The following is a 24,460-nucleotide window of genomic DNA, read 5'->3' as shown; positions in this document are numbered from 1 at the left end:
AAACAGGCCGGTTCACTATTCCGCCACGTGTCGTTCACCTGACATCTCACCGTGGGTCAAGACGAATGCCGGACCGACACCTAACGTCACCCAGGTGGTTAAGCTCTCCGTCATCGTGCCGTTCTACAACGTGCAGCAATACGCGCCCGACACCCTGAGGAGTCTGCGCGCGAACGCGCGCGACGACTTCGAATTCATTCTCGTCGACGACTGTTCGAAGGATGAGACTCCCGACATCCTCGAACGGGCTGCTCGCGAGCTGCCCGGTGCGGTGCACATCAGACACGAGAAGAACGGCGGCCTCGCGACCGCCCGCAACACGGGGATCGACGCGGCTCGCGGCGAGTACCTCACCTTCCTGGACGGCGACGACTGGCTCGCGCCCGGCCACTACGGCCGGCTCGTCTCCGCGATCGAGGAACTGGGGTGCGACTTCCTGCGTACCGACCACGTCCAGTGCACGGCACGGGCCCGGGCGATCCACCGCGTGCCGCACGGCCGGCGCGGGGTCGTGATGCGCCCCCGCGACGCGATACTGCCCGCCGACCGCTCCACCTCCGTCGACTACGCGTACGCCTGGGCCGGCATCTACCACCGGCGGCTGCTCGACAAGGGCCTGCTGCACTTCACCGACGGGCTGCGGACCGCCGAGGACCGGCCCTGGATCTGGAAGCTGCACCGGGAGGCGGATTCCTTCGCGACGGTCGGCCTGCTGGGCGTGTTCTACCGGCGCGGCGTCGCGTCCTCCCTCACGCAGATCGGTGACGTGCGTCAGCTCGATTTCATTCGTGCGTTCGACCAGGTGGTAAAGGAAACGGCCGAGGATCACGACGCGGAAAAACTGCTGCCGAAGGCAGTCCGCACGTATTGCGCGATTATCAGCCACCATTTGGGATCCATCGAAAGGTTCGAACCACCCGTGGCGCGGAAACTGAAGGCCATGAGTGCCGCCGCACTGAAGCGGATGCCGCAGGACGTCCTGGACGACGCACTCGATTCGATGGACCTGGAGCGGGCGACGCGGCTGCGCCGTCTGCGCCGCCGGCCCGCCCCGGCGGGGGTGGCCGCGTGAGCAGCACGACCCTCGGCGGAGCACCCACGACCCCGGGCGCCTCCTCCCGGACCACGCAGATCTTCCTCGCCTCCACCCTCTACGGCGTCGCCACCCTCGCCGCCGCCCTGGACTCCGACTGCTTCGGCCCCGCCGACCGCCGGATCCTGCTCGTCGCCAACAACGCGGCCACGCCGGAGACGACGCCGCCGCTGGACGAGGCGCCCGGCTTCGAGCGGCTGCGCGGCCGCTTCGACGACGTGCTGTCGTGGAACGAGACCATCTCCCCCTTCCACCCCGGCGGCTGGGCGCCCCGCGCCGACGACGTACCGCTGTGGGAGCGCCATCTGCGGCTCGCCTGGGGCCTCGGGGACGACGCCGTGGAGCTGGCCCTGGAGTCCATCCAGGTCAACCCGGCCACGGCCGTGGCACAGATCTTCAGCGGTGCCCCCGTCACCGTCTACGCGGACGGCCTGATGAGCTACGGCCCCACCCGCAACAAGCTCGACCCGCTCGTCGGCTCCCGCGTGGACCGCCTCCTCCACCTGGACCTGGTGCCCGGCCTGACGCCGCTGCTGCTCACCGAGTTCGACGTCGCGCCGGAGATCGTGCCGACCGAGGCGTTCGTCAAGGTGCTCGCCGAGCTCGCGGACAGGGAGGACTCCCTCCCGGAGGTCTCCGAGCCCGCCCTACTGCTCGGCCAGTACCTCTCCGCGCTGGAGATCCTCACCGCCGAGGAGGAGGAGAACCTCCACGTACGGATGCTGCGCGGCGCCGCCGCTCTCGGTCACACGCGGATCGTGTTCAAGCCCCATCCGACGGCCCCGGAGCGCTGGTCGCGGAACCTGGAGAAGGAGGCCGAGCGACTGGGCGTCGAGCTGACGGTGCTGGACACGCCCGTGCTCGCCGAGGTGCTGTACCAGCGGATGCGCCCGGCCCTGGTCGTCGGCTGCTTCTCGACGGCGCTGCTCACCGCGTCCTCGTTCTACGGCCTGCCGGTGGCACGGATCGGCACGGAGCTGCTGCTCGAACGCCTGACCCCGTACGAGAACAGCAACCGCGTGCCCGTCACGGTCGTCGACGTACTGCTGCCGGAACTGACCGACCGCGCGGCGGTCGAGGCGCAGCGGCTCGACACGGACATCGACACGCTGAACGGCCTGGTCACGGCCGTCGGCTTCGCCATGCAGCCGAAGATCTATCCGCACCGGCGGCCCGATGCCGAGCGCTATCTCGTCCGGCATCTCGACACCGTCACCTGGCGCTACTTCAAGCGCCGTCGGCTGACCGCGCTCGCCCTCCCGGGCGCGGTGCCGTCGCAGCTCGCGTTCCTCCCGCGCAACGCGACCGTCCGCAGAGTCGCGCGGCGCGCCCGGTCCATCAAGCGGGCCGCGCTCGGATGAGTGCCCCGAGCACGACGCTCCCGACGCCCTCACCGGGAGCCGGCACCACTCGCACGTCCCCGGCCGTCGTACGGGCCCCGCGCCTGCGGGCCCTCGACGGGCTGCGTCTGATGGCCGCGCTCATGGTCGCGGCCTATCACTACGGCGGCCGGGACGGCGAGATCTCCCAGGCCTGGGGGACCTCGCCGAAGGCGCAGTTCCCCGCCCTGCACCACTGGTTCGCCTACGGCTGCATGGGCGTGCAGATCTTCTTCGTGATCAGCGGCTTCGTGATCTGCATGAGCGGCTGGGGCAGGCCGCTGCGGGCCTTCTTCGCCTCGCGCGCGTCGCGGCTGCTGCCCGCCTACTGGGCGGCGGTGCTGCTCGTCGCCGCGGTCTTCGCACTGCCGTACGTGGCGTACAGGACCACGTCGCCGAGCGACACGCTGCTCAACCTGACGATGCTGCAACAGCCGCTCGGCGTGGACCGGGTGCTCGGCGTGTGCTGGACCCTCTGGGCGGAGGTCCGCTTCTACGTCCTGTTCGCCCTGTGCGTGGTCCTGCCCGGGGTCACGCGCCGCCGCGTGATCCTCTTCTGCGCCTGCTGGACACTGGCCGCGGCGATCGCGCAGGGCACGGGCGAGCCGTTCCTCACCACCGTGCTGATGCCGGAGTACGCGCCGTTCTTCGTCGGCGGCATGGGCCTCTACCTCGTGCACCGCGACCGGCGCGACGCGCTGGCGTGGGGCATCGTGGCGGTGAGCTGGCTGATCGGGCAGCACTACGCGGTGTCGGGGCTGTGGCACGCGCCGAACCCGCACTTCTTCTCGTACCGCTCGTCGTTGTGGATCATCCTGATCGTCACCGCCGGGTACGTCCTTGTCGGTGCGATCGCCCTCGGGGCCTTCCACTGGGCGAACTGGCGCTGGCTGACGGTGGCGGGCGCGCTCACCTACCCCTTCTACCTGGTGCACGAGCATCTGGGCTGGGTGGTCATCACCGCCCTGCACCGGAGCCTCGGCATTCCCGCGTACGCGACGCTCCCGCTCACGGTCGGGTCGATGCTGCTGCTGGCGTGGCTGCTGAACCGGTTCGTCGAGGAGTGGCTGACGCCACTGCTGCGCGCGCAGCTGTCGGCCCGGCGCGCGGGTTCCGGCACGGGCTGAGCACACGGCGCTCGCCGTCCCTCATGGCGGGAACGGCTCGCTCAGGTCCGCGGGCCGTTCTCCCGCAGCGTCGCACCGATGCCCACGATCACGGCGCGCAGGCCGGCCTCGAAACCGTGCTCGTGGTCGCCGAAGAGTTCCTGGCCCGCGGCGGCGGCCCGCGGGTGGGCGGCGAGGCGCTCGGCGCGCGCCGCCAGGTCGTAGACCGCCTCGCCTTCGCCGGCGCGCGCCGGGTCGGGCCCCATCGACTGCTCCTCCGTGACGTAGCCGATGGTGTAGCTGTAGACGGTGAACCAGGCACGCACGGCGGCGCGGGGTGAGAAGCCCGCCCGTTCCAGTGCTGCCAGAAAGGCGTCGATCGGGGCCGCGTACGCCGTGTCCGTGAAGCGCGAGCCGCTGTAGACCTTGGCGCCGTCGCGGTAGCGCAGCAGCTGCGCGCGCATGCCTCGCATGGCCTGGGCGAGCGCCTGGTCCCACTGCTCCGGCGGCTCGCCGAACTCGGCGGTCATGCGCCGCATCATCTCCGTCGCCATCTCGTCGAGCAGCGCCTGCTTGTCCTCGAAGTGCCAGTAGAGGGCGGGCGCCTTGACGCCGAGCTCCTTGGCGATGGCGCGCAGGGTGAGTCCGTCGAGGCCGACCTCGTTCAGCAGCCGCAGGGCGGTCTCGGCGACCTTGTGCCGGTCCAGTCGTGTCGTACGCGTCGTTGCCACGCCCCCATCTAACCAAGCGCTTGACAACTTAACACTGTTAAGTGCAGCCTGGCGGACATGGAACTTAACAACGTTAAGGAGACGGTGGACGTCATCGTGGCGGGCGCGGGACCGACCGGCCTGACGCTCGCCGTCGACCTGGCCAGGCGCGGCGTGACGGCGCTCGTCCTCGAGCGGGGCGACGCGCTCTTCCCCGGATCGCGCGGCAAGGGCTTGCAGCCCCGCACGCTGGAGGTCTGGCACGACCTCGGCACCATCGACGAGGTCGTGGCGGCGGGCGGACCCGCACCGGTCGGCATGGTCTGGCAGAGCGGTGTCCGGCAGGGCGAGCACCGCATGTTCGACGCGCACGAGCCGACGGAGACCGAGCCGTACTCCGGTCCGTGGCTGCTGCCCCAGTGGCGCACGCAGGAGATCCTCGCGGCACGGCTGCGGGAGCTGGGCGGGCGGATCGTCCTGGGCGCGGAGGTCACCGAGGTACGGCAGGACGCGGAGGCCGTGACGGTGCGCGTCGGCGAGGGGGCCTCCGTCCGGACGGTGCGCGCCCGCTTTCTCGTGGCCGCCGACGGGGGCCGCTCCACGGTGCGCCGCGCCCTCGGTGTCGCGATGACCGGCGAAGGGGGGCTCCCCGGCCCGAACGGAGCCGGCGGTTCGGGGGCGGTCGACCCCGCGCCGATGCTCGTGGCCGACGTGCGGATCGCCCCGACCGCCCTGGACCGCGACAACTGGCATGTGTTCCCGCAGCCGGACGCGCAGGACTTCGTCTCCGCGTGCCCGCTGCCGGGAACGCCCGACTTCCAGGTCGTGGCCCGGTGCGGGGCGGACACGCAGCTCGACGTGTCACCCGAGGGGGTGCGCAAGCTGATCGCCGACCGCACCCATCTCACCGCCGACGATGTGACCGAGGTGCGCTGGTCCTCGGAGTTCCGGCCGCGCGCCGCACTGGCGGACGCGTTCCGCGTGGGCCGGGTCTTCCTCGCCGGGGACGCCGCCCATGTGCACTCCCCCGCGGGCGGCCAGGGCCTGAACACCAGCGTGCAGGACGCGTACAACCTGGGCTGGAAGCTCGGCGCGGTGCTGCGGCACGGCGCTCCCGAGGCGCTGCTCGACTCCTACGAGGAGGAACGGCGGCCGATCGCGGCGCAGATGCTCGGCCTGTCCACGCGCATCCACCGGGGCGAGGCCCGCCGCGGCGCCGCGACCCGCCAGCTGGGCCTCGGCTACCGTGACTCGTCCCTCTCCGTGGACACCCGCGCGGACCTGCCGGACGGTGCCCTGCACGCCGGCGACCGCGCACCGGACGGCCGGCCCGGCGGCATACGCCTCTTCGACGTGTTCCGGGGTCCGCACTGGACGCTGCTGGCGGTCGGTACGGACGCGGAGCCGCCTCCGCTGCCCGCCGAGGTCCGCGTGCACCGCGTCCCGACGTACGCGCCGTACGGCACCGGCCTGTTCCTGGTCCGCCCCGACGGATACGTCGGCTGGGCGGGCGGCACCCCGGAGGGGCTCGGTGCCTACCTGGCCAGGGTCGGGGCCGGCCGCTGCTGAGCGGCGCCGGCGCTCAGGCGCTGGCGAGCGTCAGCTTCACCGCGAATCCGAGGAACAGCACGCCCGCCGCCGATGTGGCACCGGCCGACAGCCGCCTGCGGCGCCGGAAGGCGGCGGCGAGGCGCGTCCCGCTGAAGATCAGCGCGGTGAGGTAGAGGAAGCTCGCCAGCTGCGCGAAGGCACCCAGCACGACGAACGACAGCGCCGGGTGGGCGTAGGAGGGGTCCACGAACTGCACGAAGAAGGCGACGAAGAACAGGATCGCCTTCGGGTTGAGCAGACTGATCACGACGGCCTTGCGGTAGGGCCGCTCCTCGCCCGCGTCGGCGGGTGCGTCCGCGACGGCGGCGGCCCGCTCGCGGCGGGTGCGCCACATCTCCCACGCGGCCCGGAGCATCCCGATCGCCAGCCAGCTCAGATAGCCGGCGCCCGCGTACTTCACGATCCCGAACAGCACGGCGTTCGCCTTCAGCAGCGAGGCCACACCGGCCGCCGACAGCGTCATCAGCACGGCGTCCCCGCAGAACACACCCGCCGCGGCCTTGTACCCGGTGCGCACCCCACGACGGGCGGCGACCGACAGCACGTAGAGCGAGTTCGGCCCCGGGAGCAGAACGATGAGGACAAGGCCCGCGAGGTAGGTGGGCAGATCGATGACACCGAGCATGAGGTGGAGTGTCGCACGACAGTACGACCGGGGGGTGCGGGGGCCCGGGGGGTGAGACTGCCTGGCGGGCACAGGTCCGCCGGAGGCTGCCGCGGTTTTCGACAACGCCCCGATCGGAGCCGGCCCGGGCGCCTAGATTGGCTGGCCCAGGGGGCGACATGGCCCACCGCATGCGATCGGAACGGGACGGCACGTGGACACAGCCGAGGGTGCCATGGGCGTGATGGCGCAGATCGAGGAGTGCCGGCGGACGGGGGCGAAGACGCTCGACCTCTCCGGACTGGGGCTCGAGTCGTTACCCGAGGCGCTGGGCGACCTCACCCACCTCACCACGTTGAAGCTGAACGACAACGGCCTCACCGAGCTACCCGCCTGGCTCAGCCGCCTTACCGGACTCAAGGCTCTGTCGGTCGCCGAGAACGGACTCCGGGTACTGCCGGACGCGATCGGTGATCTCACCCGCCTGGAGTCGCTCTCCTTCTCCTCGAACCGGCTGACCCGGGTCCCGGAGACCATCGGCAGGCTGTCACGTCTCGACAGCCTCTCGCTCGACAACAACAGGCTGACCGAGGTTCCCGCGAGCATCGGCAACCTGACGCGGCTGACCCGTCTCATGCTGCATGCCAACGAGCTCCACGCATTGCCCGAGACACTCCGGAACCTCACCCGGCTCCGGTGGATCGCGCTGGGCAACAACGAAATCCGCGCCCTTCCCGAGGGCTTCACCGAGCTCACGCAACTCGCCGAGCTGTGGCTCCACGAGAACAGGCTGACCGTCGTCCCGGAGGACATCGCGGCGCTCACCAAGCTCGAGATCCTGTCACTCGACGGCAACAGCCTCATCGACCTCCCCGAATCCCTGGGCGAGCTCACGGGGTTGGACACGCTTCGGCTCCACAAGAACCGCCTCGCGGTCCTCCCGGACGCCCTCGCCAACCTGACGTCACTCACCACCCTCACCCTCGACGGGAACCCCCTCACCAACCCGCCCCCGGAAGTGGCCGCCGCCGGCGCCCAGGCCGTCGTCACCTTCCTCTCCGAGATGCGCGCCGACCCGGTGCGCCAGTGGTCGTCGAAGGTCGTCGTGGTCGGCGAGGGCCGCGTGGGCAAGACATCGCTGCTGCGCGCCCTGCGGGGGGAGGCCCACAACCCTCAGGAGGACAGCACTCACGGGCTCACCGTCGGGACCCTGGACATGCCGCACCCGAATCCCCCGGGCGGGGAGCCGGTCACCATGCGGCTCAGCACCTGGGACTTCGGCGGGCAGGAGATCTACCACGCCACGCACCAGTTCTTCCTGACCGACCGCTCGCTGTTCCTGCTGCTCTGGGACGCCCAGATCGGCTGGGAGGGCAGCAAGCTGCACTACTGGCTGGACATGATCAAGGCGAGGGCCCCGCACGCCCCCGTCGTCCTGGTCGCCACCCACCTCGGCCCGCGGCCGCCGGACCTCCCGCTCGGTGAGCTCCAGGAGACGTATCCGGGACTCATCGTGGCGAGCCTCAGCGCGGACAGCGCGAACGGTGCCGGTGTCGCCGAGGTGAAGGAGTTCATCCGCCAGGAAGTGGCCCGGCTGCCGCTGATGGGCGTGACCTGGCCGCGTACCTGGCTGCGCGCCGCGGACGCCGTACGCGCCCACGAGGCCAAGCACATCACCCCGGAGCAGCTGGGCGACCTTCTGTCGACGGCCGGTGTGCGCGAGCCCTCTCACATTGCGTCGCTCACCGCGGCGCTGCACAGCCTCGGAGATCTGCTCTACTACCCGGACGACGAGGAACTGTGCGACCTGGTCGTGCTGCGGCCCCAGTGGCTGACGGCCTACATCAGTCGTGTCCTCGACTCCGAGGACGTGCTGAACGCGGGCGGCCTCTTCAGCCACTCCTTCGGCAACACGCTCTGGAACGACGTCGACCGGTCCATGCGGCGGCATTTCATCCGCATGATGGAGAACTTCGACCTCTCGTACCGCACCGAGGACCAGACAGCGAGCCTCGTGGTGGAGCTGCTGCCGTGGAACCCGCCGTCGTACCAGGAGACCTGGAACACCCCGGAGGCCGGCGCCCAACGCGAGCTGCGTCTCAGGTACCGGCTGCACACGGTTCCGCCGGGGATCCCCACCTGGTTCATCGCGAGGGAGCACCGGTTCTCCACCCCGGTGCGCTGGCGCTCCGGCGCACTGCTGAAGCACCCGGACGGCGTGCACGCCGCGCTCGTGATGGTGGACCGGCATGCCAAGGCGGCGGAATTGCGCGTGCGAGGACCGTATCCGCACGACTTCTTCGCCGTGCTCAAGGACGGCTTCGAGCAGACGCTGCAGCGCTATCCGGGTCTGGACATCACCCGGTTCGTGCCCTGTCCGCACCGGGATGCGGAGGGCCGTCCGTGTCCGCACGAGTTCCGGCACGAGCAGCTGCTGGCCCGGCTCGCGCACAAGCCGCCGCGCGAGACGATCGAGTGTCCCGAGCACCTGGGCGACGTGGAGGTGCCGTTCCTGCTCCAGGGCATCGAGCGGCCTGCGCCCGACCGGGCCGAACAGATGGCCCACCAGGTGCTCGCCAAACTGGACGAGCTGGAGGTCGTCGGGCAGCGGCGGCACGCCGAAGCACTCGGCGGGATCGACCAGGCCCGAGCGGAGGTCTCCGCCATGGTGTCGGAGCAGCAGCGCGTCTTCCTGGGCACGCTGCGCCGCGAGCAGAGCCGGCAGGAGGTGCTCTGTCCGAGCCTGGTGTGGGTGCGGCGTGTCTCACGCCGCGAGTCGGGCCACCGACTGCTGCCCGGCGATGTGTTCCAGCTGCACCTGTGCTGCGAGGCCCCCGGGGAGTGGCATCTGCTGGACGGCGTCGAGCCCTACGAGCTGCCGGCGAACTCGGAGTTCACGAAGACCGTTCTGCCCTATGTCCACGGGACCCTCAGGGCCCTCAAGTACGTCGTGCCGGTCTTCGGTGCAGCGCTCGGAGCCGCGTCCGAGGACCTGAGCAAGGTGATGAAGGACGACCTGGAGCTGATGAAGGCACTGCTGGACGGCCTGCCCGAGGACACCCGCAGGCGGCTCGACGACAGCGAGGCCCGGTCCATGGTGCGGGCCGCCGACCATGCCGAGTACCGGCAGATGTACGCCCTGCTCAAACAGCTCGACCCGCAGGAGAACTGGGGCCGGCTGAACAAGGTCACCACGCCGGAGGGGCCCACGTACTGGCTGTGCCAGGAGCACGCCCGGTTCTATCGGCCGGGCGTGCTCGCGGTGGGCACCGGGCGGGAGCGCGCCGAGCTGCCGCGGCAGGTGAGTGCCGGTCAGAACACGTCGCTGGGGACGTAGGTCCCCCAGACCTCCCGGAGCGCGTTGCACACCTCGCCGACCGTGGCGCGGGCCCTGAGCGCGTCCTTCATGGGATACAGGACGTTGTCCGTGCCCTGGGCGGCCTTCTTCAGGGCGGCGAGGGCCCCGTCGACCGCGGCCTGGTCGCGCTCGGCCCGGAGCCTGGCGAGCCGGTCGGCCTGCTGGGCCTCGATGGCGGGGTCCACGCGCAGCGGCTCGTAGGGCTCCTCCTCGTCGAGCTGGAAGCGGTTGACGCCGACGACGACACGGTCGCCCGCGTCGGTCTCCTGGGCGATGCGATAGGCGGAGCGCTCGATCTCGCTCTTCTGGAAACCGCGCTCGATCGCGTTCACCGCGCCGCCCAGGTCCTCGACCTTCTGCATCAGCTCACGTGCGGCCGCCTCCACGTCGTCCGTCATCCGCTCGACGACGTACGACCCGGCGAACGGGTCGACGGTCGCGGTGACGTCGGTCTCGTAGGCGAGGACCTGCTGGGTGCGCAGGGCCAGCCGCGCCGACTTGTCCGTCGGCAGCGCGATGGCCTCGTCGAAGGAGTTGGTGTGCAGGGACTGGGTGCCGCCGAGGACGGCCGCGAGCCCCTGGACCGCCACCCGGACCAGGTTCACCTCGGGCTGCTGGGCGGTCAGCTGCACTCCGGCGGTCTGCGTGTGGAAGCGCAGCATCAGGGACTTCGGGTTCTTCGCCCCGAACTCCTCCTTCATCACCCGCGCCCAGATCCGCCGGGCCGCACGGAACTTGGCCACCTCTTCGAGGATCGTCGTGCGCGCCACGAAGAAGAAGGACAGCCGGGGCGCGAAGTCGTCCACGTCCATGCCGGCCGCCACGGCGGTACGGACGTACTCGATGCCGTCGGCGAGCGTGAACGCGATCTCCTGCGCGGGCGACGCCCCTGCCTCCGCCATGTGGTACCCGGAGATCGAGATCGTGTTCCACTTCGGGATCTCGGCCCTGCAGTACTTGAAGATGTCCGCGATCAGCCGCAGCGAGGGCTTCGGCGGGAAAATGTACGTCCCGCGCGCGATGTACTCCTTCAGCACGTCGTTCTGGACGGTGCCCGTCAGTCTGTCCGCCGGGACGCCCTGTTCCTCGGCGACGAGCTGGTAGAGGAGCAGCAGCAGTGCGGCGGGGGCGTTGATCGTCATCGACGTCGACACCTTGTCCAGCGGGATGCCGCCGAACAGCACCCGCATGTCGTCGATCGAGTCGATCGCCACGCCCACCTTGCCGACCTCGCCGTGGGCGATCGCGGCGTCCGAGTCGTGACCCATCTGGGTCGGCAGGTCGAAGGCGACGGACAGACCCGTCGTGCCGTTGGCGATGAGCTGCTTGTAGCGGGCGTTGGACTCGACGGCGGTGCCGAAGCCGGCGTACTGGCGCATCGTCCAGGGGCGGCCCGTGTACATCGAGGGATACACGCCGCGCGTGAAGGGGTACGAACCCGGCTCGCCCAGCTTCTCCGCCGGGTCCCAGCCCTCCAGTGCATCCGGTCCGTAGAAGGGTTCGATGGGCAGTCCGGACTCGGATTCGCGCGCCATTGCTGTGCCTCCTGCTGAGCTGCTGGGCCGCCGGACTCGTGCGACTGCCGGGCCGCCGAGCCACGGAGTCACCGAGCCACTGAGTTACTGAGCCACTGAGTTACTGAGCTGCTGAGTTACTGACTGCTGAAGCCATTGAAGCCGTCCCGGGCCTGATGCGGTGTTGCTACTCGCTGGTAATGGCTCGGGTCTCGCAACGGACTGTAGTGGCGGGCGTGCACCCGGTGGAGAGGCGCACGCCGGGACCTTGCTCACAGCATGCTGCGCGGAGGAGGATTTCCCGGAGGTTCGCCGTCGTGGTTCGCAGCCTTCGGGGGGTCAGGTGCCGGGTTCACTGCGCCGTACGTCCATGGGTCCGTCCCTTGTCCTCGTGGTCGCCGCGGCCCTGGCGGGCGGGTGCAAGGCCCAGGCCTCCGGCGCGCACGGCGGTCCACCGCCGGTCCATGTCACCTCCACCACGTCGCCCGGGCACGGCGGGGCGGCCGGGTCCGACGGCGTCGACGCCAAGCCGCGGACGAAGCCGACCGCGCCGCCCTCCCCGCACCGGCCGCCCGCTCCGCGGGCGCTGATGGCCGTGGGTTCGCGGGGCGAGCAGGTGCGTGAGCTCCAGGCGCGGCTGCGGGAGCTGAAGCTGTTCGACCGCTTCCCCACCGGCTACTACGGCAGCGTCACGGCCGGGGCCGTTTCTGCCTTCCAGCGCGCGCACGGGCTGCCGGGCACCGGGCGCACCGATGCCACGACCTGGCGCCGGGTGCGGGACCTGACGGACACGCCGACGCACGAACAGCTCCACCCGCCGACGACGCTGCCCGCGGCGAAGCCCGATCCACGGTGCCTGACCGGCCGGGTGCTGTGCATCAGCAAGAAGAGCCGCACGCTCAGCTGGATGATCGACGGGCGGGTGCTGTCCCGGATGGACGTGCGCTTCGGCGCCCAGTACACACCGACCCGCGACGGCACGTTCCACGTGTACTGGAAGTCCCGGCACCACGTCTCGACGATCTACCACACGGCAATGCCGTACGCGATGTTCTTCAGCGGCGGCCAGGCGGTCCACTACTCGGCGGACTTCGCGGCCCGCGGCTACAACGGCGCGTCGCACGGATGCGTCAACGTCCGGGACGCGGGGAAGATCGCGGCGCTGTTCGCCCAGGTGCGGACGGGCGACAAGGTCGTCGTCTACTGGTGAGCGGCGTTCGCGGGTGAGTGGTGCCTGCCCGCAGGCGGCGGAGGAGATAAAGGGCGCGGGCGGGACCGGGGGAACGTGTCCCGCCCGCGCCAGGGCACTGAGCCGTGGGTACGGGGGGAACCCCGGCTCGTGCGTGGGCCGATGACCAGTCGGCTCATTTCTTACTGCGTCGCCTGCTCCGAAAACGTCACACCTCCCGGAGATTTTTTTCGACGAGTTCGAGAAGCGCAGGTCAGAGCAGGTTTCCAGCAGGGTGGTCCGAGCCGGGGCGGGGTCACGCGGATCCGGACAGCGGGGGCGGCGGGGGTCGGCGACGACGCCGTAGGGGTGCCGGGGGCGCTGGGTGGACCCGCCGGAGCCGTCGGGGGATGGGGAGGCCGCCGCCGGGCCGTCGGGGGAAGGGAAGGACACCGCCGGGCCGTCGGGTGCGGTGGGGAGGACGCCGTCAGAACCGGATGAGGGGCTGGGCAGCGCCACGCGGGACCGGAGGGGCGGGTGCCGGGTCACGGGAGGCCAGGACGCCGTCGGAGCCGACGCGGGACGGACTGGTCGCCGTCGGGAACCCGGCGCTGGAGGGATGCCCGCGGGCCGGACGGGCGCCGAAGGTGGACGGGTGGTGCCGTGAGCCGGGCGGGCGCCCGCGACCCGGACGAGTGTCGGGAGATGGACGGGTGCCGCGGGCCGGACGGGTGTCGTGGACCAGGCAGGTGCCACGGACCAGGCAGGCGCCGAAAGCCGTACGGGCGGCCGCGGGCCGGCCGCTCGCCGAGAGTCGGACGAGGGGCACGGGCCGGACGGGCACCGCGAGTTGGACGAGGGACGGGCGGACACCGAGGGCCCGTCGGGTACCCGGGGCCGCCCGGCAACAGTCGAGGACCCGTCAGGCGTCGAGGACCCGGCAGGTGCCGAGGGCCGAGGGGTTCCTCAGGACAGCAGGGTGGGGAGGGCGCTGTAGGAGGCCGACGGGGTCGGGACCGGGAACGACGGCGTCTCGTAGGACGGGCTGCCGGTGAGCACGCCGCCGCTCTGCCGGACCGCGCCGTCCTGGTTCCCACCCCAGCCGCCCCAGCCGCCTTCGCTGTCGCCGCTGCCGTCCTTGCCGCCGCTGTCGTTGCCGTCGTCGCCCTTGCCGTCGCCGCTGCCGCTGCTGTCGCCGCCGTTCTCACGGCCGCTGTGGGACAGGTCCAGCACCCGCGTGCAGAACTTGCTCACGCGCTCGGCGCCGTGGGCGTCGTCCTCCAGCATGCGTCGCCGGTCGGTGTCGAGCGTGCCCTTGCGGTAGTCGCGGCAGGAGGCGACGACGCGCGTCCAGCGTTCACTGGCGCTCTCCGAGCGCTGCTTGTCGTCGGAGCGCGAGCCAGGATCCGACGAGGCACCGCCCGGCTGGGCCTGGGCCCCGCGGGACGAGGGCGCCACGTCGGGCCGGTCGGACGGCGTGCCGTCGGGCGTGGACTCGCCGGAGCGTCCGCCGTCCTCCGTCGTCGGGTCGGGGGAGGGCGAGGCGAGGGATTCGTCACCGGTGGCGGCGACCGAGACGGACGACCCGGGGCTCGGCTCGTCCGAGCCGCCGAACGGCGACGGCAGCACCCCGGTGGTGGCCGCGAAGGCGACCCCGCCGACCATGAATCCGGCCAACGTGGCCGCGAGCCCGAACCGCACGGGTCTGCCCCAGCGGGCACGCCGACGGGGTGTGCGCCCACCGGCACGGTGGCCGCCCGCACCCTGGCCGCCCGCACCATGGGCACGGCCAATACGAATTGCGCCCGGAGCCGTAGTGCCCAGCGATATGTCACCCGGACCCATGTCGCCCGCGACGGCGCCCTCCTGGCCGGCCACAGGGACGGGGCCGACGTACGTCTGTCCCTCGCGAGCCTTGCGGAAGGCGGCCAGTGCGGCGGCCTCGCCCCGCATTTCCTCCACCGCCTCGGCGGGGTGGGGGCGCCCCTCGGCGGCGAGTGCGTCGAGTGCGGCGGCGAGCCGCGTGGCTTCGAGACGGGCACGGGGGTCGCCCCCGCCGAGGCCGTCGGATCCTCCGAGACCGTCGAACAAGGGGCCGCTCAGCAGCCGCTCAGCGGCGTCCTGGTCCAGCCAGCGGCCGCCGTCACGGGAACGCCGACGGGCACCCTGGCCCGCACCACGGCCGGTGTCGGGGTTCTGCGCATGGGCGGCGCCGCGCTCGGGCCAACGGCCCGCGTCCCAGCCCGTGGCGGAGCTGCCGGGGGTCGGCTGTCCGTCCTCGGGGAAGTCACTGCGCTCGTCGGCCATCACATGTCCTTCTGCGTCCGCGTTCGCGAATGCGTCACACCGGCGGAGCGGGTGTACGTCACACCTGCGGACGTCACGGCACCTGCCTGCGGTTCTCGCTGCGGCGGTACGGCGTCCAGCGCGCCGGGGGCTTCCGGATTCGCACCCAGCAACTCCGCGAGCCGCTTGAGACCGCGGTGTGCGGCGGTGCGGACGGCGCCGGGCCGCTTGCCGAGCGTCTCCGCGGCGCTCTTCGCGTCCAGCCCGACGACCACGCGCAGCACGACGGCCTCCGCCTGGTCCTGCGGGAGCTGGGCGATGAGGGAGAGCGTATCGCTCGTGGAGAGCAGCTCCATCGCCTCGCCCGCGGTGTCCGACTCGGCGGGCTTCCCGGTCAGCTCGGTCTCGTCGCCGCCTATCGCTGGGCGGCGCCCGCGCATCCGTATGTGATCGAGCGCCCGGTTGCGCGCGATGCGCGCCGCCCAGCCCCGGAACCGGTCGGCGTCGCCGCTGAACCGGTCGAGGTCCCGGGCGATCTGCAGCCAGGCCTCCGATGTGACGTCTTCTGCATCCGGATCGCCGACCAGCGTCCGGACGTACCCCAACAGCCGTGGATGCACGGCGCGGTACACGATCCGGAATGCGGTCTCGTCCCCGTCCTGCGCCGCCAGTACCGCGGCGGTCAGCTCCGCGTCGTCCCCCAGCACTCTCTCATCCTGCCCCAGTCGGAGATGTGGCCCCGCGACGGGTTCGCCTTCCCGGTCTTGACGGACATGCCGCGCCGCCCGGCGCGAACCAGCACGCTACGGCCTGAAATGGGTCCACGTCCATGTTTGTACAACGCGCAACTATTGGACGACGGAGCGGGGTGTGACGAAAACGGCACGGGCGGCGCTGAAGGAAGTACGGGCCGCCGCGCGGCCCGTGCCGTGCGGCGGCCGGGGCCTCTCCTGTGGGGGGTGGCGGCCCCGGCCGTTGCCAACGGCAAGGGTAGAGCCCCTGTTGGGCTCAGCCCGCGCGTATCGGCTGCAACATGCCGGGGCGTCGCATTCCTTCGGGGAACACATCTGCATTTCACCCCGCTCTGGTGCACTTTGCACATCGCCTTCACGCACTTCGCACATCGGGGAACATCCGCGCCCTGAAGCGCACCTCGCCCGGTTCGGGACATTCACGCACTCGGCACACGGGTGTCGGCAGCCCGACTCCGTACGCGGACGCCGGCGCCCGGACTCGGAGCTCGGACGTCAGTCCCCGCACATCGCCAAGCGCCCGAGACGGATCGCGGCGCGCGCGTCTCGGCTCGCGCACCTCGGTGCACCGGGCACAGCGCGCGCACGTCGGCATGCGCAACCCGAGCACGCGACCCAGAGCACGACGGATACAGCACGCGCCCCCGAGCACGACGGACCCCGAGCACCAGGGACCCGGAGCACCACGGATCCCGAAGCACGACCGTTCCCGGCCCCGCGGTGTCAGTCCGCCCGCGCCGCCGTCCCGGGCCCCGTGTCCGGCACATGCGTGGTGGACTCGTCCGGGGTCGGGGTCGGGGTCGGGGTCCCGGATCCGGGTACGGACGGGTCGGCACCATCAGGGTCCACGCCGCGCGCCGACTCACGAGCCGTCACGCCGGCACAGAACCCGGGAACGTACTGCTCGCCGCCCGCGGCACGGACCAGCCGTTGCCACGCCGTCGAATTCGGCTTGTGGCCATGTGCATCGGCTGAGTCGTAGGCACGGCAGCGCGCCGCGTCATCCTTGCCCGCGCCGGCGCCCCTGCCCGCTCGGGGGTGCGCGGCGGACGGGGACGGGAGGGCCTCGCCGTCCGGGGCCGCCGAGGCGGACGCGGTGCCGCCGGGCGCCGCCGGCCGTCCGGACGCCCCTGACCACCCGCGCCGCCCGGACGGCCACTCGGGCGCGGAGGCGGTCTGCGCGGGCCGTGCCTGCCGCGCATCGTTGTCACCGCCGTCGCCGCGCGTACCGATCGTGGCCATCGCGACCCCGCCCAGCGTGAGCCCCGCCAGCACGGTGCCGAGTGTGGCGCGCAGGGGCCAGCGCGCGGCCCACCGCCGAGCGCGGGGCCGCCAGTCGTCGCGCCGTCGCGTACGCGCGCCGTGCGCACCGGAGTCGCGTGCGGCGAGGAACGCGGCCACCGCGCGCTGCTCGGCGTCCGGGCTGATGCCGTCGGGACGCACGGCCGCCGCGAGGAGGGCGCCGACGCCGGGTGGGGCCTGTGGGGTCTCAGTCATCTCGCCTTCCCCAGCGTCCCGGGCCCGTCATCCGTCACACCGCGCACGCCGAGATGCCGGGCGAGACGTTTCAGCCCCCGGTAGGCGGCGGTTCGGACCGCGCCGGGCCGCTTGCCGAGCACACGGGCCGCGGTGGGCCCGTCGAGGCCGACGACCACGCGCAGCAGCACGGCCTCCGCCTGGTCCTGGGGCAGCCCGTTGATCAGGGCCAGGGCCTCGCCGGTCGAGATGGCCTCCAGGGCCTGGTCGGACGTGCTGTGCGCGGCGGGCAGCTCGAGCACGTCCTGGTCGAGGTGGGAGGGCCGGGGCCGTGCCTTGCGACGGCGCAGCAGGTCGAGCGCCCGGTGCCGTGCGATGGTCGCGGTCCAGCCGCGGAAGCCGGCGCCGTCGCCCCGGAACCGGCCCAGGTCGCGGGCGATCTCCAGCCATGCCTCGGCTGCGACGTCCTCGGCCTCGTCGCCGACGAGGCCCCGCAGATAGCCGAGGAGCCCCGGCTGTACGAGCCGGTAGGCGACCGCGAAGGCGGCCTCGTCCCCGTCCTGTGCCCGCGCGACGGCCGCGCCCAGCTCCCCGTCGTACGCCGACGCCCGGCGGGGTTCCCCTCCCTGGCCCAACAAGCGCATTCCTCTTCGCAGCGATGCGGCACGAGCCGGATCCGGCCGGATCGGCGTGCCCTTGCCCCCACGGTCATCTGCGTCGGCCCGCACAGAAGTGTCACAGGGTCACTCCGGCACGCCCCGGGAAAGCAGGGGGGACAGCCGGAGTGTGCCGGGCACCCGCGAAGTGATCACCTGGAGCCATGACGACAGGACAGCTCAATGCGGGGCGGACGCAGTCGCGTGCGACGCCGGAGACGACGACGCGGTGGTCACGACTGGGCCTGCTCGCCTGGGCCTTCGGCGCCGTGCAGTTCTTCGTGATCCACTTCGTGGTGGAGTCGGCGTGGCCCAGGGCCTACAGCTGGGCGGCGAACAACATCAGCGACCTCGGCAACATCCGCTGCGAGGTGCGCACGGAGCCGGAGTCACGGTACGTCTGCTCTCCGAGGCACGAGTTGATGAACGTCTCGTTCACGGCGTCGGGCCTGCTCCTGCTGGCCGGTGCGCTCCTGACCTGGCGGATATGGAGCCGGAGGCCCGGCCCGCTGGTCTCCCGCATCCTGCTGGCCGGGGCGGGCGCGGGCTTCGTACTGGTGGGCCTCGCACCCTCCGACACCAGGGAGAACGCCCATGTGCTGGGAGCCCTGCTCATCATGGCCACGGGCAACGCCGGCCTCATCCTGGCCGGATTCGGCACCGAGCCGGGCACGACCCTGCACCGCCTGCGCCATGCGACACGGCTCCTCGGCACGCTGGCGCTCCTCGCCGCGTTCCTCCATCTCTCCGGCCACTACCTGGGGCTCGGTATGGGCGGAATGGAGCGTGTCGCCGTGTTCCCGCTCTTCATATGGACGTTCACCGTGGGCGCCGTCGGCCTCTCCTCGCGCGCTCGCAACCTCTCCCGCTGATCCCGGTTCGGAAGGCGACCACCCCCCCTCGGCGCGTGCGCCCCCTGTCCGTGTCGGCGGAAACCGATTGCCCTGCCCGAACGCCGCTGACAGGGTCGGGGCCATGCCCACCTTCTCTGCACACGACGGCACCGAACTCGCCTACCAGGAGTTCGGTGACGGTCCTCCGGTGATCTGCCTGCCCGGTGGGCCGATGCAGGACTCCGTCTATCTCGGCGACCTCGGCGGCCTGTCCACGCACCGGCGGCTGATCAGGCTGGACCTCCGGGGAACCGGCCGGTCGGCGACACCGGAGGACCCTGCCTCCTACCGCTGTGACCGGCTCACCGACGACGTGGAGGCCCTGCGCAGGCATCTGGGTCTCGAACAGGTCGACCTGCTCGGGCATTCCGGCGGCGCGAACCTCGCCGTCCTCTACACGGAGCGCCATCCGGAGCACGTCGGCAGGCTCGCGCTGATCACTCCGGGCGTCGCGGCTGTCGGCATCACGGTCGCGGGGGACGTACGGCGTGCGACGGCGCGGCTGCGCCGGGACGAGCCCTGGTTCTCGGCAGCGTTCGCGGCCCTCGAGGGGATCGTCGCGGGCAGGGCGACCGCCGCATCCTGGGAGGCGATAGCGCCGTTCTACTACGGCCGCTGGGACGAGACGGCGCGGGCCCATCGGTCCGCGGAGGACGAGCAGCGGAACACCGAGGCCGCGGCCGTCTTCGGCTCCGAGGGCGTCTTCGCCCCGGACGCGACCCGCGCGGCGCTCGCTCGGTTCGGGCGGCCCGTGCTGCTGCTCGCCGGGGAGTACGACCTGAATTCCCCGCCACCCGCTATGGCCGAGTTCGCCGGGCTGTTCCCGGACGCCCGGCTCGTCGTGCAGGCGGGTGCCGGGCACTTCCCGTGGCTCGACGACGCGGGCCGGTTCACTGCGTCCGTCGCGGCGTTCCTGCGGTGAGTCAACCGGTCAATCCGGGGGCCGGACATTGACGTTGAGCCGGAAGAGATGGCGGGGTCGTAGGCCGCCTCGACCGCCGCGAGCCGTTCGCAGTTCCCGGCTCTCAGGGTCACACCGCGGGGGACGTGTCGCCATCCGGCTCCTCCGCGCACGGACGGTCACTTCGGGTGAGAACAACGGGTGCACTCACAGGGCGGATAGCGCCCGGGCGAGTCGATCGGCAGCAGTCCGTCCCGCTCGGGCCGGTACGTCGTCCGGGGGCCCCAGGTGCGGCCCCCGTCCCGTGACACCCGCAATGTGAGGTACGGCCCGAGGCCCGGCAGCCTCACCACCGGCCCCCGTGCCTCTCCGCCTTCGACCGCAGCCACGCCTTCACCCGCTCTTCCTCGTCCGGAGAGGCCTCACGCAGGTCCTGCGCGGCGATGGTCGCGACGAAGTGCACGAACCGCACACGGCGCAGCTCACCGTCGACGCCGATGACCTTGCCGGGCCCGTAGACGTCGGTCCCGGTGTGCGCGACGTACGCGCCCTCCTGGTGCGGCGTTGCCATCGCACTACCTCTCGCTCTCTGTGGGGATCCGATCACAGAGTGAGGTCATCGCAGCTACGCTCGCCAGAGGGATCGCTGTGCCAACGGCTACGTCACATCCTGGAGTTGCGGATGGCAATCGAGGACAACCCCGAGTCCCGCGTCAGCTACGGCGAGGAGCTCAAGCGGCGCCGGGAGGCGGCGGGACTCACCCAGGAGGAGCTGAGCCTGCGCGCGATCATGTCGCGCACGCACATCGCCCACATCGAGGCGGGGCGACGTCGTCCAGCGCTGGACGACGCGCGACGGTTGGATCAGGTGCTGGAGACGGGTGGGGTGTTCGAGCGGTTTCTGCCCACGCTGGATGGGCGCAAGGTTGCGGAACACTTCACACTGGCAGCCGAACTGGAGCGGCAGGCAACGACAATTCGCCAGTACGCACCCAAGCTGGTCCCTGGCATCTTGCAGACCCAGGCGTACGCACATGAAGTGCTCAGCTCGGGCCACGAGCACAGAACGGACGAGGAACGTGACAAGCTCCTCGTCACGCGACTGGAGCGCGCCCGCATCCTCGACGACTTCCAATCGCCACTGGTGTGGTCCCTGCTTGACGAGGCAGTCCTCAGGCGCCCCATTGGCGGCTCTGCAGTGATGTGTGAGCAGTTACGACACATCGCCAGGCTCGGTGAGTCGCGGCGTATTCGCGTGCATGTACTGCCCTTCCATGTGGGCTACTACAAGCTGCTGGAAGGCTTGGTCTCCCTTATGTGGTTCGAGGAACTCCCGCCCGTGGCCTACGTGGAGGGCTTGGAAACGGGAAAGGTCTGGGAGATTCCATCCGTAGTACGCCAGTGCCAGGTCGCCTACGATCATGCTCTGGGCGATGCGTTGTCGCATCGCGAATCCCTGGCCATGATCAGGTCTGTCGCGGAGGAATACGACCATGCACAGCGCTAAGCACGTCGTCCCCAACGCCTCGACCCTGCCGATGTGGCGCAAGTCGACCTACAGCGGCGGTGAAAGCGGCAGTTGCCTGGAAGTCAGCGAGGCGTACGCGACCTGGCGCAAGTCCACGTACAGCGGCGGTGACAGCGGCGAGTGCCTCGAAGTCAACGACACCGCCCGCCCCCTCGTCCCCGTTCGTGACAGCAAGAACCCCCACGGTCCTGCCGTCGTCTTCACCGGCACCGCCTGGACGTCGTTCGTGGAGGCCGTGAAGCAGCAGTCCGTCATGGCCTAGCACCAGTCCGATGAGGCCCGCGCCGCAGGCGCGCGGGCCCCATCGGGGTGTGTGCCGCCTCGGCCGTCACGGGGTGATCCGCTGCACGACCGGGGCGCGACCGGCTACGACTTCGACGCCGACGGTGAGGCCGACTGGCTCACGGACGCCGAGGCCGAGGTCGCCGCGCTCGTCGCAGGCGACGCCGAGGTGGACCCGCTCTTCGACGGCGACGCGGACGCCGACCCGCTCTTCGACGGCGAAGGGGAGGTCGTCGGGCTCTTCGAAGGCGACGCGGACGTCGTCGGGCTCTTCGACGGCGTACCCGTCGGCTTCTTCGACGGAGTCATGGTCGGCTTCTTCGTCGGCGTCTTCGTGGGCTTCTTGGTCGGGGTCTTCGTGGGCTTCTTCGTCGGCTTCTTGGTGTACTTCTTGGTCGGGGTCTTCGACGGCTTCTTCGTCGGCTTCCTGGTGGGCTTCCTCGTGGGCTTCTTCGTCGGCTTCTTCGTCGTCGTCGGGGAGGGCTTGGCCGTCGTCGTGGTCGGGGACGACGCAGGCGCGGCCTCTGCCGAACTCGCGGCGGCCCCGGTGACCAGCGCCACCGCCAGGCCGCCCGCAGCGACGGCGAGCCTCCAGCGGTTACGGAACGGTGCATTCATGAAGTGCTCCCATCATGAACTTCTGCCCCATTTGTCACTTTGTGCGCGCCCAAACGAGGGTGACACGGGGTCCCCGAAACGGCGACCCGGCCCCGAAAAACCGCCCCTGAACAGCAACTATTCGCCCGGACTCGGCGAGCGCGGCCGCACCCTCCCGGCATGCCCGCCGAAGGCGGCAGAACACTGCGCCCCACGCGGAGCGGTCACCGCACCGGCAGCGCGATCCGGACCTCCAGGCCGCCGCCTTCCCGCGGCACGGCCGTCACGCTTCCGCCGTGGGCCCGGACCACGGAGCGGACGATGGGCAGGCCGAGGCCGACGCCACGGTCGCCCCCGGTTCGCTCCGCGCGCAGCCGCCTGAAGGGCTCGAACAGGCCGTCCACCTGGTACGCCGGGACCACCGGACCCGTGTTGGACACGGTCAGCACCGCATGGCCGGACCGGACCGAGGTGGTCACATCCGCCCACCCGCCTTCGAGGGTGTTGTGGCGGACGGCGTTCTGCACCAGATGCAACGCGGCCCGCTCCAGCAGCACGCCGTTCCCCCGCAGGGATGCGGGGGCGCGCCGGCCTCGCAGCTCCACGCCGTCGGCGACCGCTTCCGCGCGGACCTGGTCGACGGCCCGCTCCGCCATCTCCGCCAGGTCGACCGGCTTCCGCTCGGAGACGCCGTTCTCGCTCCGGGCGAGCAGCAGCAACCCCTCCACCAGCCGTTCGCTGCGGTCGTTCGTGGCGAGCAGCGTCCTGCCCAGCTGCCGCAGCTCCAGCGGTGCACCCGGGTCGGAGAGATGAACCTCCAGGAGCGTGCGCTGGATGGCCAGGGGGGTGCGCAGCTCGTGGGACGCGTTCGCGACGAACCGCTGCTGCGCGTCGAAGGCCCGGTCGAGCCGGTCGAGCATCTCGTCGAAGGTGTCCGCCAGCTCCTTCAACTCGTCGTCCGGCCCGGCCAGCTCCATGCGCCGGTGCAGCTCGGAGCCGGCCACCGTACGTGCCATGCGGGTGATACGGCCGAGCGGGGACAGCGCCCGCCCGGCCAGGACGTACCCGAGGGCGAAGGCCAGCGCAGCCAGCGCCAGCAGGCACAGCAAGGAGTGCTGCAGCAGCGAATTGAGCGAGGCGGCGCGCTGGTCGTCCAGGCATGCGCCCATGACGCCGTCGAGCCCGTCGGTGCTCCGGGCCCGACCGACGTCCGGACAGGTGTCGCTGACGACCCTGAGGTCGTGGTCCCCGTGGATCCGGAAGGCCACGCCGCTGTCGCGCAGCGCCCGGGCGGCCAGGAAGTAGATGATCAGGAGCAGCACGGTCCCGGCCATCAGGAACATGCCGCCGTACAGCAGCGTCAACCGCATCCGGATCGTCGGGCCCCTGTGCGGGGGGCGCCGCGTCGGCTCGTGCTGGTGTGCGGTGCGGCGGGGCAGGCGCTGCTGCTCGCGCGGAGGGTGCTTCGGCCGCGGCGGGGTCAGCAGCCGATGCCCTCCCTCAGGAATACTGGCCATGACCTCGGATCCGGAGGCGGGAACGCGGAATCGTCCGCGGGACATGATGTCCGAAGCGCACCTAAACTCCCGGTAAGGGTCCGTGTGTTGGCCCTGTCGCACGGTCGGGACCGGTCTGCGGAGCCGGGCACGCCGCCCCGGGCCGGAGGAATGCGCACGCCGCCCGGCAGCCCGTGGTGCGAGGTGGCCGGCCGCGGCCCGGATCGCGGCGCCCCGCTCGCGCAACACCCGTACGGGACAACCGGATAGGGTCGTCGGCCATGACCGAGATCGACACCGGCGAAGACGCCGCGACCGGGATCGACACCGGCGACGCCGAGGCCGAGGCCGGTACCCGGCCCGGGACCGAGCCGGAGCATCTGACCAGGACACGGTCGTTCTACGACGCCGTGGCCGGCGAGTACGCGGACCGCTACCGCGATTGGTTGGAAGCCCAGCCCTTGGAACGCGCGGTGCTGGGCGGCTTCGCCGGTCTCGTGCTGGAGGACGGCGGCGGCCGGCCGGTCGCCGAGGTGGGCTGCGGACCGGGGCGCGCCACCTCGTATCTGCACGGCCTCGGGCTTCCGGTGTTCGGGATCGACCTGTCACCGCGGATGGTCGCGCTGGCACGGGCGGCGCACCCGGAGATCCGCTTCGAGGTGGGGTCGATGCTGGAGCTCGACCTGGCGGACGGCTCGCTGGGCGGGATCGCCGCCTGGTACTCCGTCATCCACCTGCCGGAGGACCGGCTGCCCGACGCGTTCGACGAGTTCCGCCGGGTACTGGCGCCCGGCGGCCATGTGCTCGTCGCCTTCCAGGTGGGGGACGAGCCGCTGCATCTGGACCGGCCCTTCGGTCACCCGGTGTCGCTCGACTTCCGGCGGCACCGGCCGGAGCGGATCGCCGAACTCCTCGACCGGGCCGGGCTGTCCGTGCACGCACGGATGGTGCGCGAGCCCGCCGATGACACCGAGACCACCCCGCAGGCCTTCCTCATCGCACGCAGACCCGTCGACGACGCATGACCCCGCCCCACTCGCCGGGGCCCCG

The 24,460-nt window shown here is 71.5% G+C and carries 21 protein-coding genes; 11 read left to right on the top strand and 10 right to left on the bottom strand.

The window, feature by feature from the left end; genetic code table 11:
- Positions 1 to 94 precede the first annotated feature (94 nt).
- From ACWCP6_RS04705 to ACWCP6_RS04695, 3 genes are read left to right on the top strand one after another with little or no spacing between them, the layout of a single operon-like run.
- Positions 95 to 1,072 (top strand): glycosyltransferase family 2 protein, encoded by a 978-nt coding sequence (locus tag ACWCP6_RS04705; protein ID WP_450930862.1) that lies wholly within the window; start codon positions 95 to 97, stop codon positions 1,070 to 1,072.
- Positions 1,069 to 2,454: an alpha-2,8-polysialyltransferase family protein gene (locus ACWCP6_RS04700; RefSeq protein WP_450930861.1), complete on the top strand. Its 1,386-nt coding sequence runs from the start codon at positions 1,069 to 1,071 to the stop codon at positions 2,452 to 2,454. The genes ACWCP6_RS04705 and ACWCP6_RS04700 overlap by 4 nt, the downstream gene beginning before the upstream one ends.
- Positions 2,451 to 3,599: an acyltransferase family protein gene (locus ACWCP6_RS04695; protein WP_450930860.1), complete on the top strand. Its 1,149-nt coding sequence runs from the start codon at positions 2,451 to 2,453 to the stop codon at positions 3,597 to 3,599. The genes ACWCP6_RS04700 and ACWCP6_RS04695 overlap by 4 nt, the downstream gene beginning before the upstream one ends.
- A 41-nt stretch (positions 3,600 to 3,640) precedes the next feature.
- Here ACWCP6_RS04695 and ACWCP6_RS04690 read toward each other — a convergent pair whose 3' ends face one another.
- On the bottom strand, positions 3,641 to 4,309 hold the full coding sequence (locus tag ACWCP6_RS04690; protein ID WP_450930859.1) for a TetR/AcrR family transcriptional regulator C-terminal domain-containing protein: 669 nt from the start codon (positions 4,307 to 4,309) through the stop codon (positions 3,641 to 3,643).
- A gap of 57 nt (positions 4,310 to 4,366) precedes the next feature.
- Between ACWCP6_RS04690 and ACWCP6_RS04685 the strand changes: the two genes are divergently transcribed.
- A complete protein-coding gene (locus tag ACWCP6_RS04685; protein ID WP_450930858.1) occupies positions 4,367 to 5,857 on the top strand; it encodes an FAD-dependent monooxygenase in 1,491 nt (496 codons plus the stop codon).
- 13 nt (positions 5,858 to 5,870) lie between these two features.
- Here ACWCP6_RS04685 and leuE read toward each other — a convergent pair whose 3' ends face one another.
- The gene (gene leuE / locus ACWCP6_RS04680; RefSeq protein WP_450930857.1) at positions 5,871 to 6,524 is read right to left on the bottom strand and encodes a leucine efflux protein LeuE; all 654 of its coding nucleotides are present in this window, start codon (positions 6,522 to 6,524) and stop codon (positions 5,871 to 5,873) included.
- Positions 6,525 to 6,717: 193 nt separating this feature from the next.
- On the opposite strand from leuE, the gene ACWCP6_RS04675 reads away from it, so the two are divergent.
- Complete coding sequence (locus tag ACWCP6_RS04675) at positions 6,718 to 9,840, top strand: COR domain-containing protein (protein WP_450930856.1); 3,123 nt, start codon at positions 6,718 to 6,720, stop codon at positions 9,838 to 9,840.
- On the opposite strand, the gene ACWCP6_RS04670 is transcribed toward ACWCP6_RS04675, so the two are convergent.
- Positions 9,816 to 11,396, bottom strand: a complete 1,581-nt coding sequence (locus ACWCP6_RS04670; RefSeq protein WP_450930855.1) for an acyl-CoA mutase large subunit family protein — start codon at positions 11,394 to 11,396, stop codon at positions 9,816 to 9,818. The genes ACWCP6_RS04675 and ACWCP6_RS04670 overlap by 25 nt on opposite strands.
- A 349-nt stretch (positions 11,397 to 11,745) precedes the next feature.
- Between ACWCP6_RS04670 and ACWCP6_RS04665 the strand changes: the two genes are divergently transcribed.
- Positions 11,746 to 12,585, top strand: a complete 840-nt coding sequence (locus ACWCP6_RS04665; protein WP_450930854.1) for a L,D-transpeptidase family protein — start codon at positions 11,746 to 11,748, stop codon at positions 12,583 to 12,585.
- Positions 12,586 to 13,509: 924 nt separating this feature from the next.
- On the opposite strand, the gene ACWCP6_RS04660 is transcribed toward ACWCP6_RS04665, so the two are convergent.
- The 4 genes from ACWCP6_RS04660 to ACWCP6_RS04645 form a co-directional block, all read right to left on the bottom strand.
- A complete protein-coding gene (locus ACWCP6_RS04660; RefSeq protein ID WP_450930853.1) occupies positions 13,510 to 14,850 on the bottom strand; it encodes a hypothetical protein in 1,341 nt (446 codons plus the stop codon).
- On the bottom strand, positions 14,850 to 15,536 hold the full coding sequence (locus ACWCP6_RS04655) for an RNA polymerase sigma factor (RefSeq protein ID WP_450930852.1): 687 nt from the start codon (positions 15,534 to 15,536) through the stop codon (positions 14,850 to 14,852). The genes ACWCP6_RS04660 and ACWCP6_RS04655 overlap by 1 nt, the downstream gene beginning before the upstream one ends.
- Positions 15,537 to 16,304: 768 nt before the next feature.
- Complete coding sequence (locus ACWCP6_RS04650; RefSeq protein WP_450930851.1) at positions 16,305 to 17,078, bottom strand: hypothetical protein; 774 nt, start codon at positions 17,076 to 17,078, stop codon at positions 16,305 to 16,307.
- Entirely contained in the window at positions 17,075 to 17,692 is a 618-nt protein-coding gene (locus tag ACWCP6_RS04645) for an RNA polymerase sigma factor (protein ID WP_450931105.1), read from the bottom strand. Before ACWCP6_RS04645 ends, ACWCP6_RS04650 begins: the two co-directional genes overlap by 4 nt.
- Before the next feature lie 185 nt (positions 17,693 to 17,877).
- Between ACWCP6_RS04645 and ACWCP6_RS04640 the strand changes: the two genes are divergently transcribed.
- Together ACWCP6_RS04640 and ACWCP6_RS04635 are read left to right on the top strand one after the other, a co-directional pair.
- Complete coding sequence (locus ACWCP6_RS04640) at positions 17,878 to 18,585, top strand: DUF998 domain-containing protein (RefSeq protein ID WP_450930850.1); 708 nt, start codon at positions 17,878 to 17,880, stop codon at positions 18,583 to 18,585.
- 103 nt (positions 18,586 to 18,688) lie between these two features.
- The gene (locus tag ACWCP6_RS04635) at positions 18,689 to 19,528 is read left to right on the top strand and encodes an alpha/beta fold hydrolase (protein WP_450930849.1); all 840 of its coding nucleotides are present in this window, start codon (positions 18,689 to 18,691) and stop codon (positions 19,526 to 19,528) included.
- Positions 19,529 to 19,853: 325 nt separating this feature from the next.
- Here the strand turns inward: ACWCP6_RS04635 and ACWCP6_RS04630 are convergent, their stop codons facing one another.
- Complete coding sequence (locus ACWCP6_RS04630) at positions 19,854 to 20,078, bottom strand: hypothetical protein (RefSeq protein ID WP_450930848.1); 225 nt, start codon at positions 20,076 to 20,078, stop codon at positions 19,854 to 19,856.
- A gap of 111 nt (positions 20,079 to 20,189) precedes the next feature.
- Here ACWCP6_RS04630 and ACWCP6_RS04625 point away from each other — a divergent pair, with 111 nt between their 5' ends.
- A complete protein-coding gene (locus ACWCP6_RS04625) occupies positions 20,190 to 21,014 on the top strand; it encodes a helix-turn-helix domain-containing protein (protein ID WP_450930847.1) in 825 nt (274 codons plus the stop codon).
- Complete coding sequence (locus tag ACWCP6_RS04620) at positions 21,001 to 21,297, top strand: DUF397 domain-containing protein (RefSeq protein ID WP_450930846.1); 297 nt, start codon at positions 21,001 to 21,003, stop codon at positions 21,295 to 21,297. The genes ACWCP6_RS04625 and ACWCP6_RS04620 overlap by 14 nt, the downstream gene beginning before the upstream one ends.
- Positions 21,298 to 21,401: 104 nt before the next feature.
- On the opposite strand, the gene ACWCP6_RS04615 is transcribed toward ACWCP6_RS04620, so the two are convergent.
- Both ACWCP6_RS04615 and ACWCP6_RS04610 read right to left on the bottom strand, forming a co-directional pair.
- Complete coding sequence (locus ACWCP6_RS04615) at positions 21,402 to 21,935, bottom strand: hypothetical protein (protein ID WP_450930845.1); 534 nt, start codon at positions 21,933 to 21,935, stop codon at positions 21,402 to 21,404.
- A gap of 203 nt (positions 21,936 to 22,138) precedes the next feature.
- On the bottom strand, positions 22,139 to 23,431 hold the full coding sequence (locus tag ACWCP6_RS04610) for a sensor histidine kinase (protein WP_450930844.1): 1,293 nt from the start codon (positions 23,429 to 23,431) through the stop codon (positions 22,139 to 22,141).
- 260 nt (positions 23,432 to 23,691) lie between these two features.
- Here ACWCP6_RS04610 and ACWCP6_RS04605 point away from each other — a divergent pair, with 260 nt between their 5' ends.
- Positions 23,692 to 24,435 carry a class I SAM-dependent methyltransferase gene (locus ACWCP6_RS04605; protein WP_450930843.1) on the top strand — a complete coding sequence of 248 codons (744 nt, stop codon included), beginning with the start codon at positions 23,692 to 23,694 and terminating at the stop codon, positions 24,433 to 24,435.
- Positions 24,436 to 24,460: the final 25 nt, after the last annotated feature.

It is taken from the genome of Streptomyces sp. NPDC002004, from assembly GCF_053593975.1.
This window is presented reverse-complemented; position numbering and strand designations above follow the sequence as displayed.

Coding starts and splice junctions, on each gene's coding strand:
- ACWCP6_RS04605 (WP_450930843.1), top strand. CDS start 23,692: ATGACCGAGATCGACACCGGCGAAGACGCCGCGACCGGGATCGACACC.
- ACWCP6_RS04635 (WP_450930849.1), top strand. CDS start 18,689: ATGCCCACCTTCTCTGCACACGACGGCACCGAACTCGCCTACCAGGAG.
- ACWCP6_RS04615 (WP_450930845.1), bottom strand. CDS start 21,935: ATGAATGCACCGTTCCGTAACCGCTGGAGGCTCGCCGTCGCTGCGGGC.
- ACWCP6_RS04640 (WP_450930850.1), top strand. CDS start 17,878: ATGACGACAGGACAGCTCAATGCGGGGCGGACGCAGTCGCGTGCGACG.
- ACWCP6_RS04630 (WP_450930848.1), bottom strand. CDS start 20,078: ATGGCAACGCCGCACCAGGAGGGCGCGTACGTCGCGCACACCGGGACC.
- ACWCP6_RS04670 (WP_450930855.1), bottom strand. CDS start 11,396: ATGGCGCGCGAATCCGAGTCCGGACTGCCCATCGAACCCTTCTACGGA.
- ACWCP6_RS04650 (WP_450930851.1), bottom strand. CDS start 17,078: ATGACTGAGACCCCACAGGCCCCACCCGGCGTCGGCGCCCTCCTCGCG.
- ACWCP6_RS04625 (WP_450930847.1), top strand. CDS start 20,190: ATGGCAATCGAGGACAACCCCGAGTCCCGCGTCAGCTACGGCGAGGAG.
- ACWCP6_RS04610 (WP_450930844.1), bottom strand. CDS start 23,431: ATGGCCAGTATTCCTGAGGGAGGGCATCGGCTGCTGACCCCGCCGCGG.
- ACWCP6_RS04685 (WP_450930858.1), top strand. CDS start 4,367: ATGGAACTTAACAACGTTAAGGAGACGGTGGACGTCATCGTGGCGGGC.
- ACWCP6_RS04695 (WP_450930860.1), top strand. CDS start 2,451: ATGAGTGCCCCGAGCACGACGCTCCCGACGCCCTCACCGGGAGCCGGC.
- ACWCP6_RS04665 (WP_450930854.1), top strand. CDS start 11,746: ATGGGTCCGTCCCTTGTCCTCGTGGTCGCCGCGGCCCTGGCGGGCGGG.
- ACWCP6_RS04620 (WP_450930846.1), top strand. CDS start 21,001: ATGCACAGCGCTAAGCACGTCGTCCCCAACGCCTCGACCCTGCCGATG.
- leuE (WP_450930857.1), bottom strand. CDS start 6,524: ATGCTCGGTGTCATCGATCTGCCCACCTACCTCGCGGGCCTTGTCCTC.
- ACWCP6_RS04660 (WP_450930853.1), bottom strand. CDS start 14,850: ATGGCCGACGAGCGCAGTGACTTCCCCGAGGACGGACAGCCGACCCCC.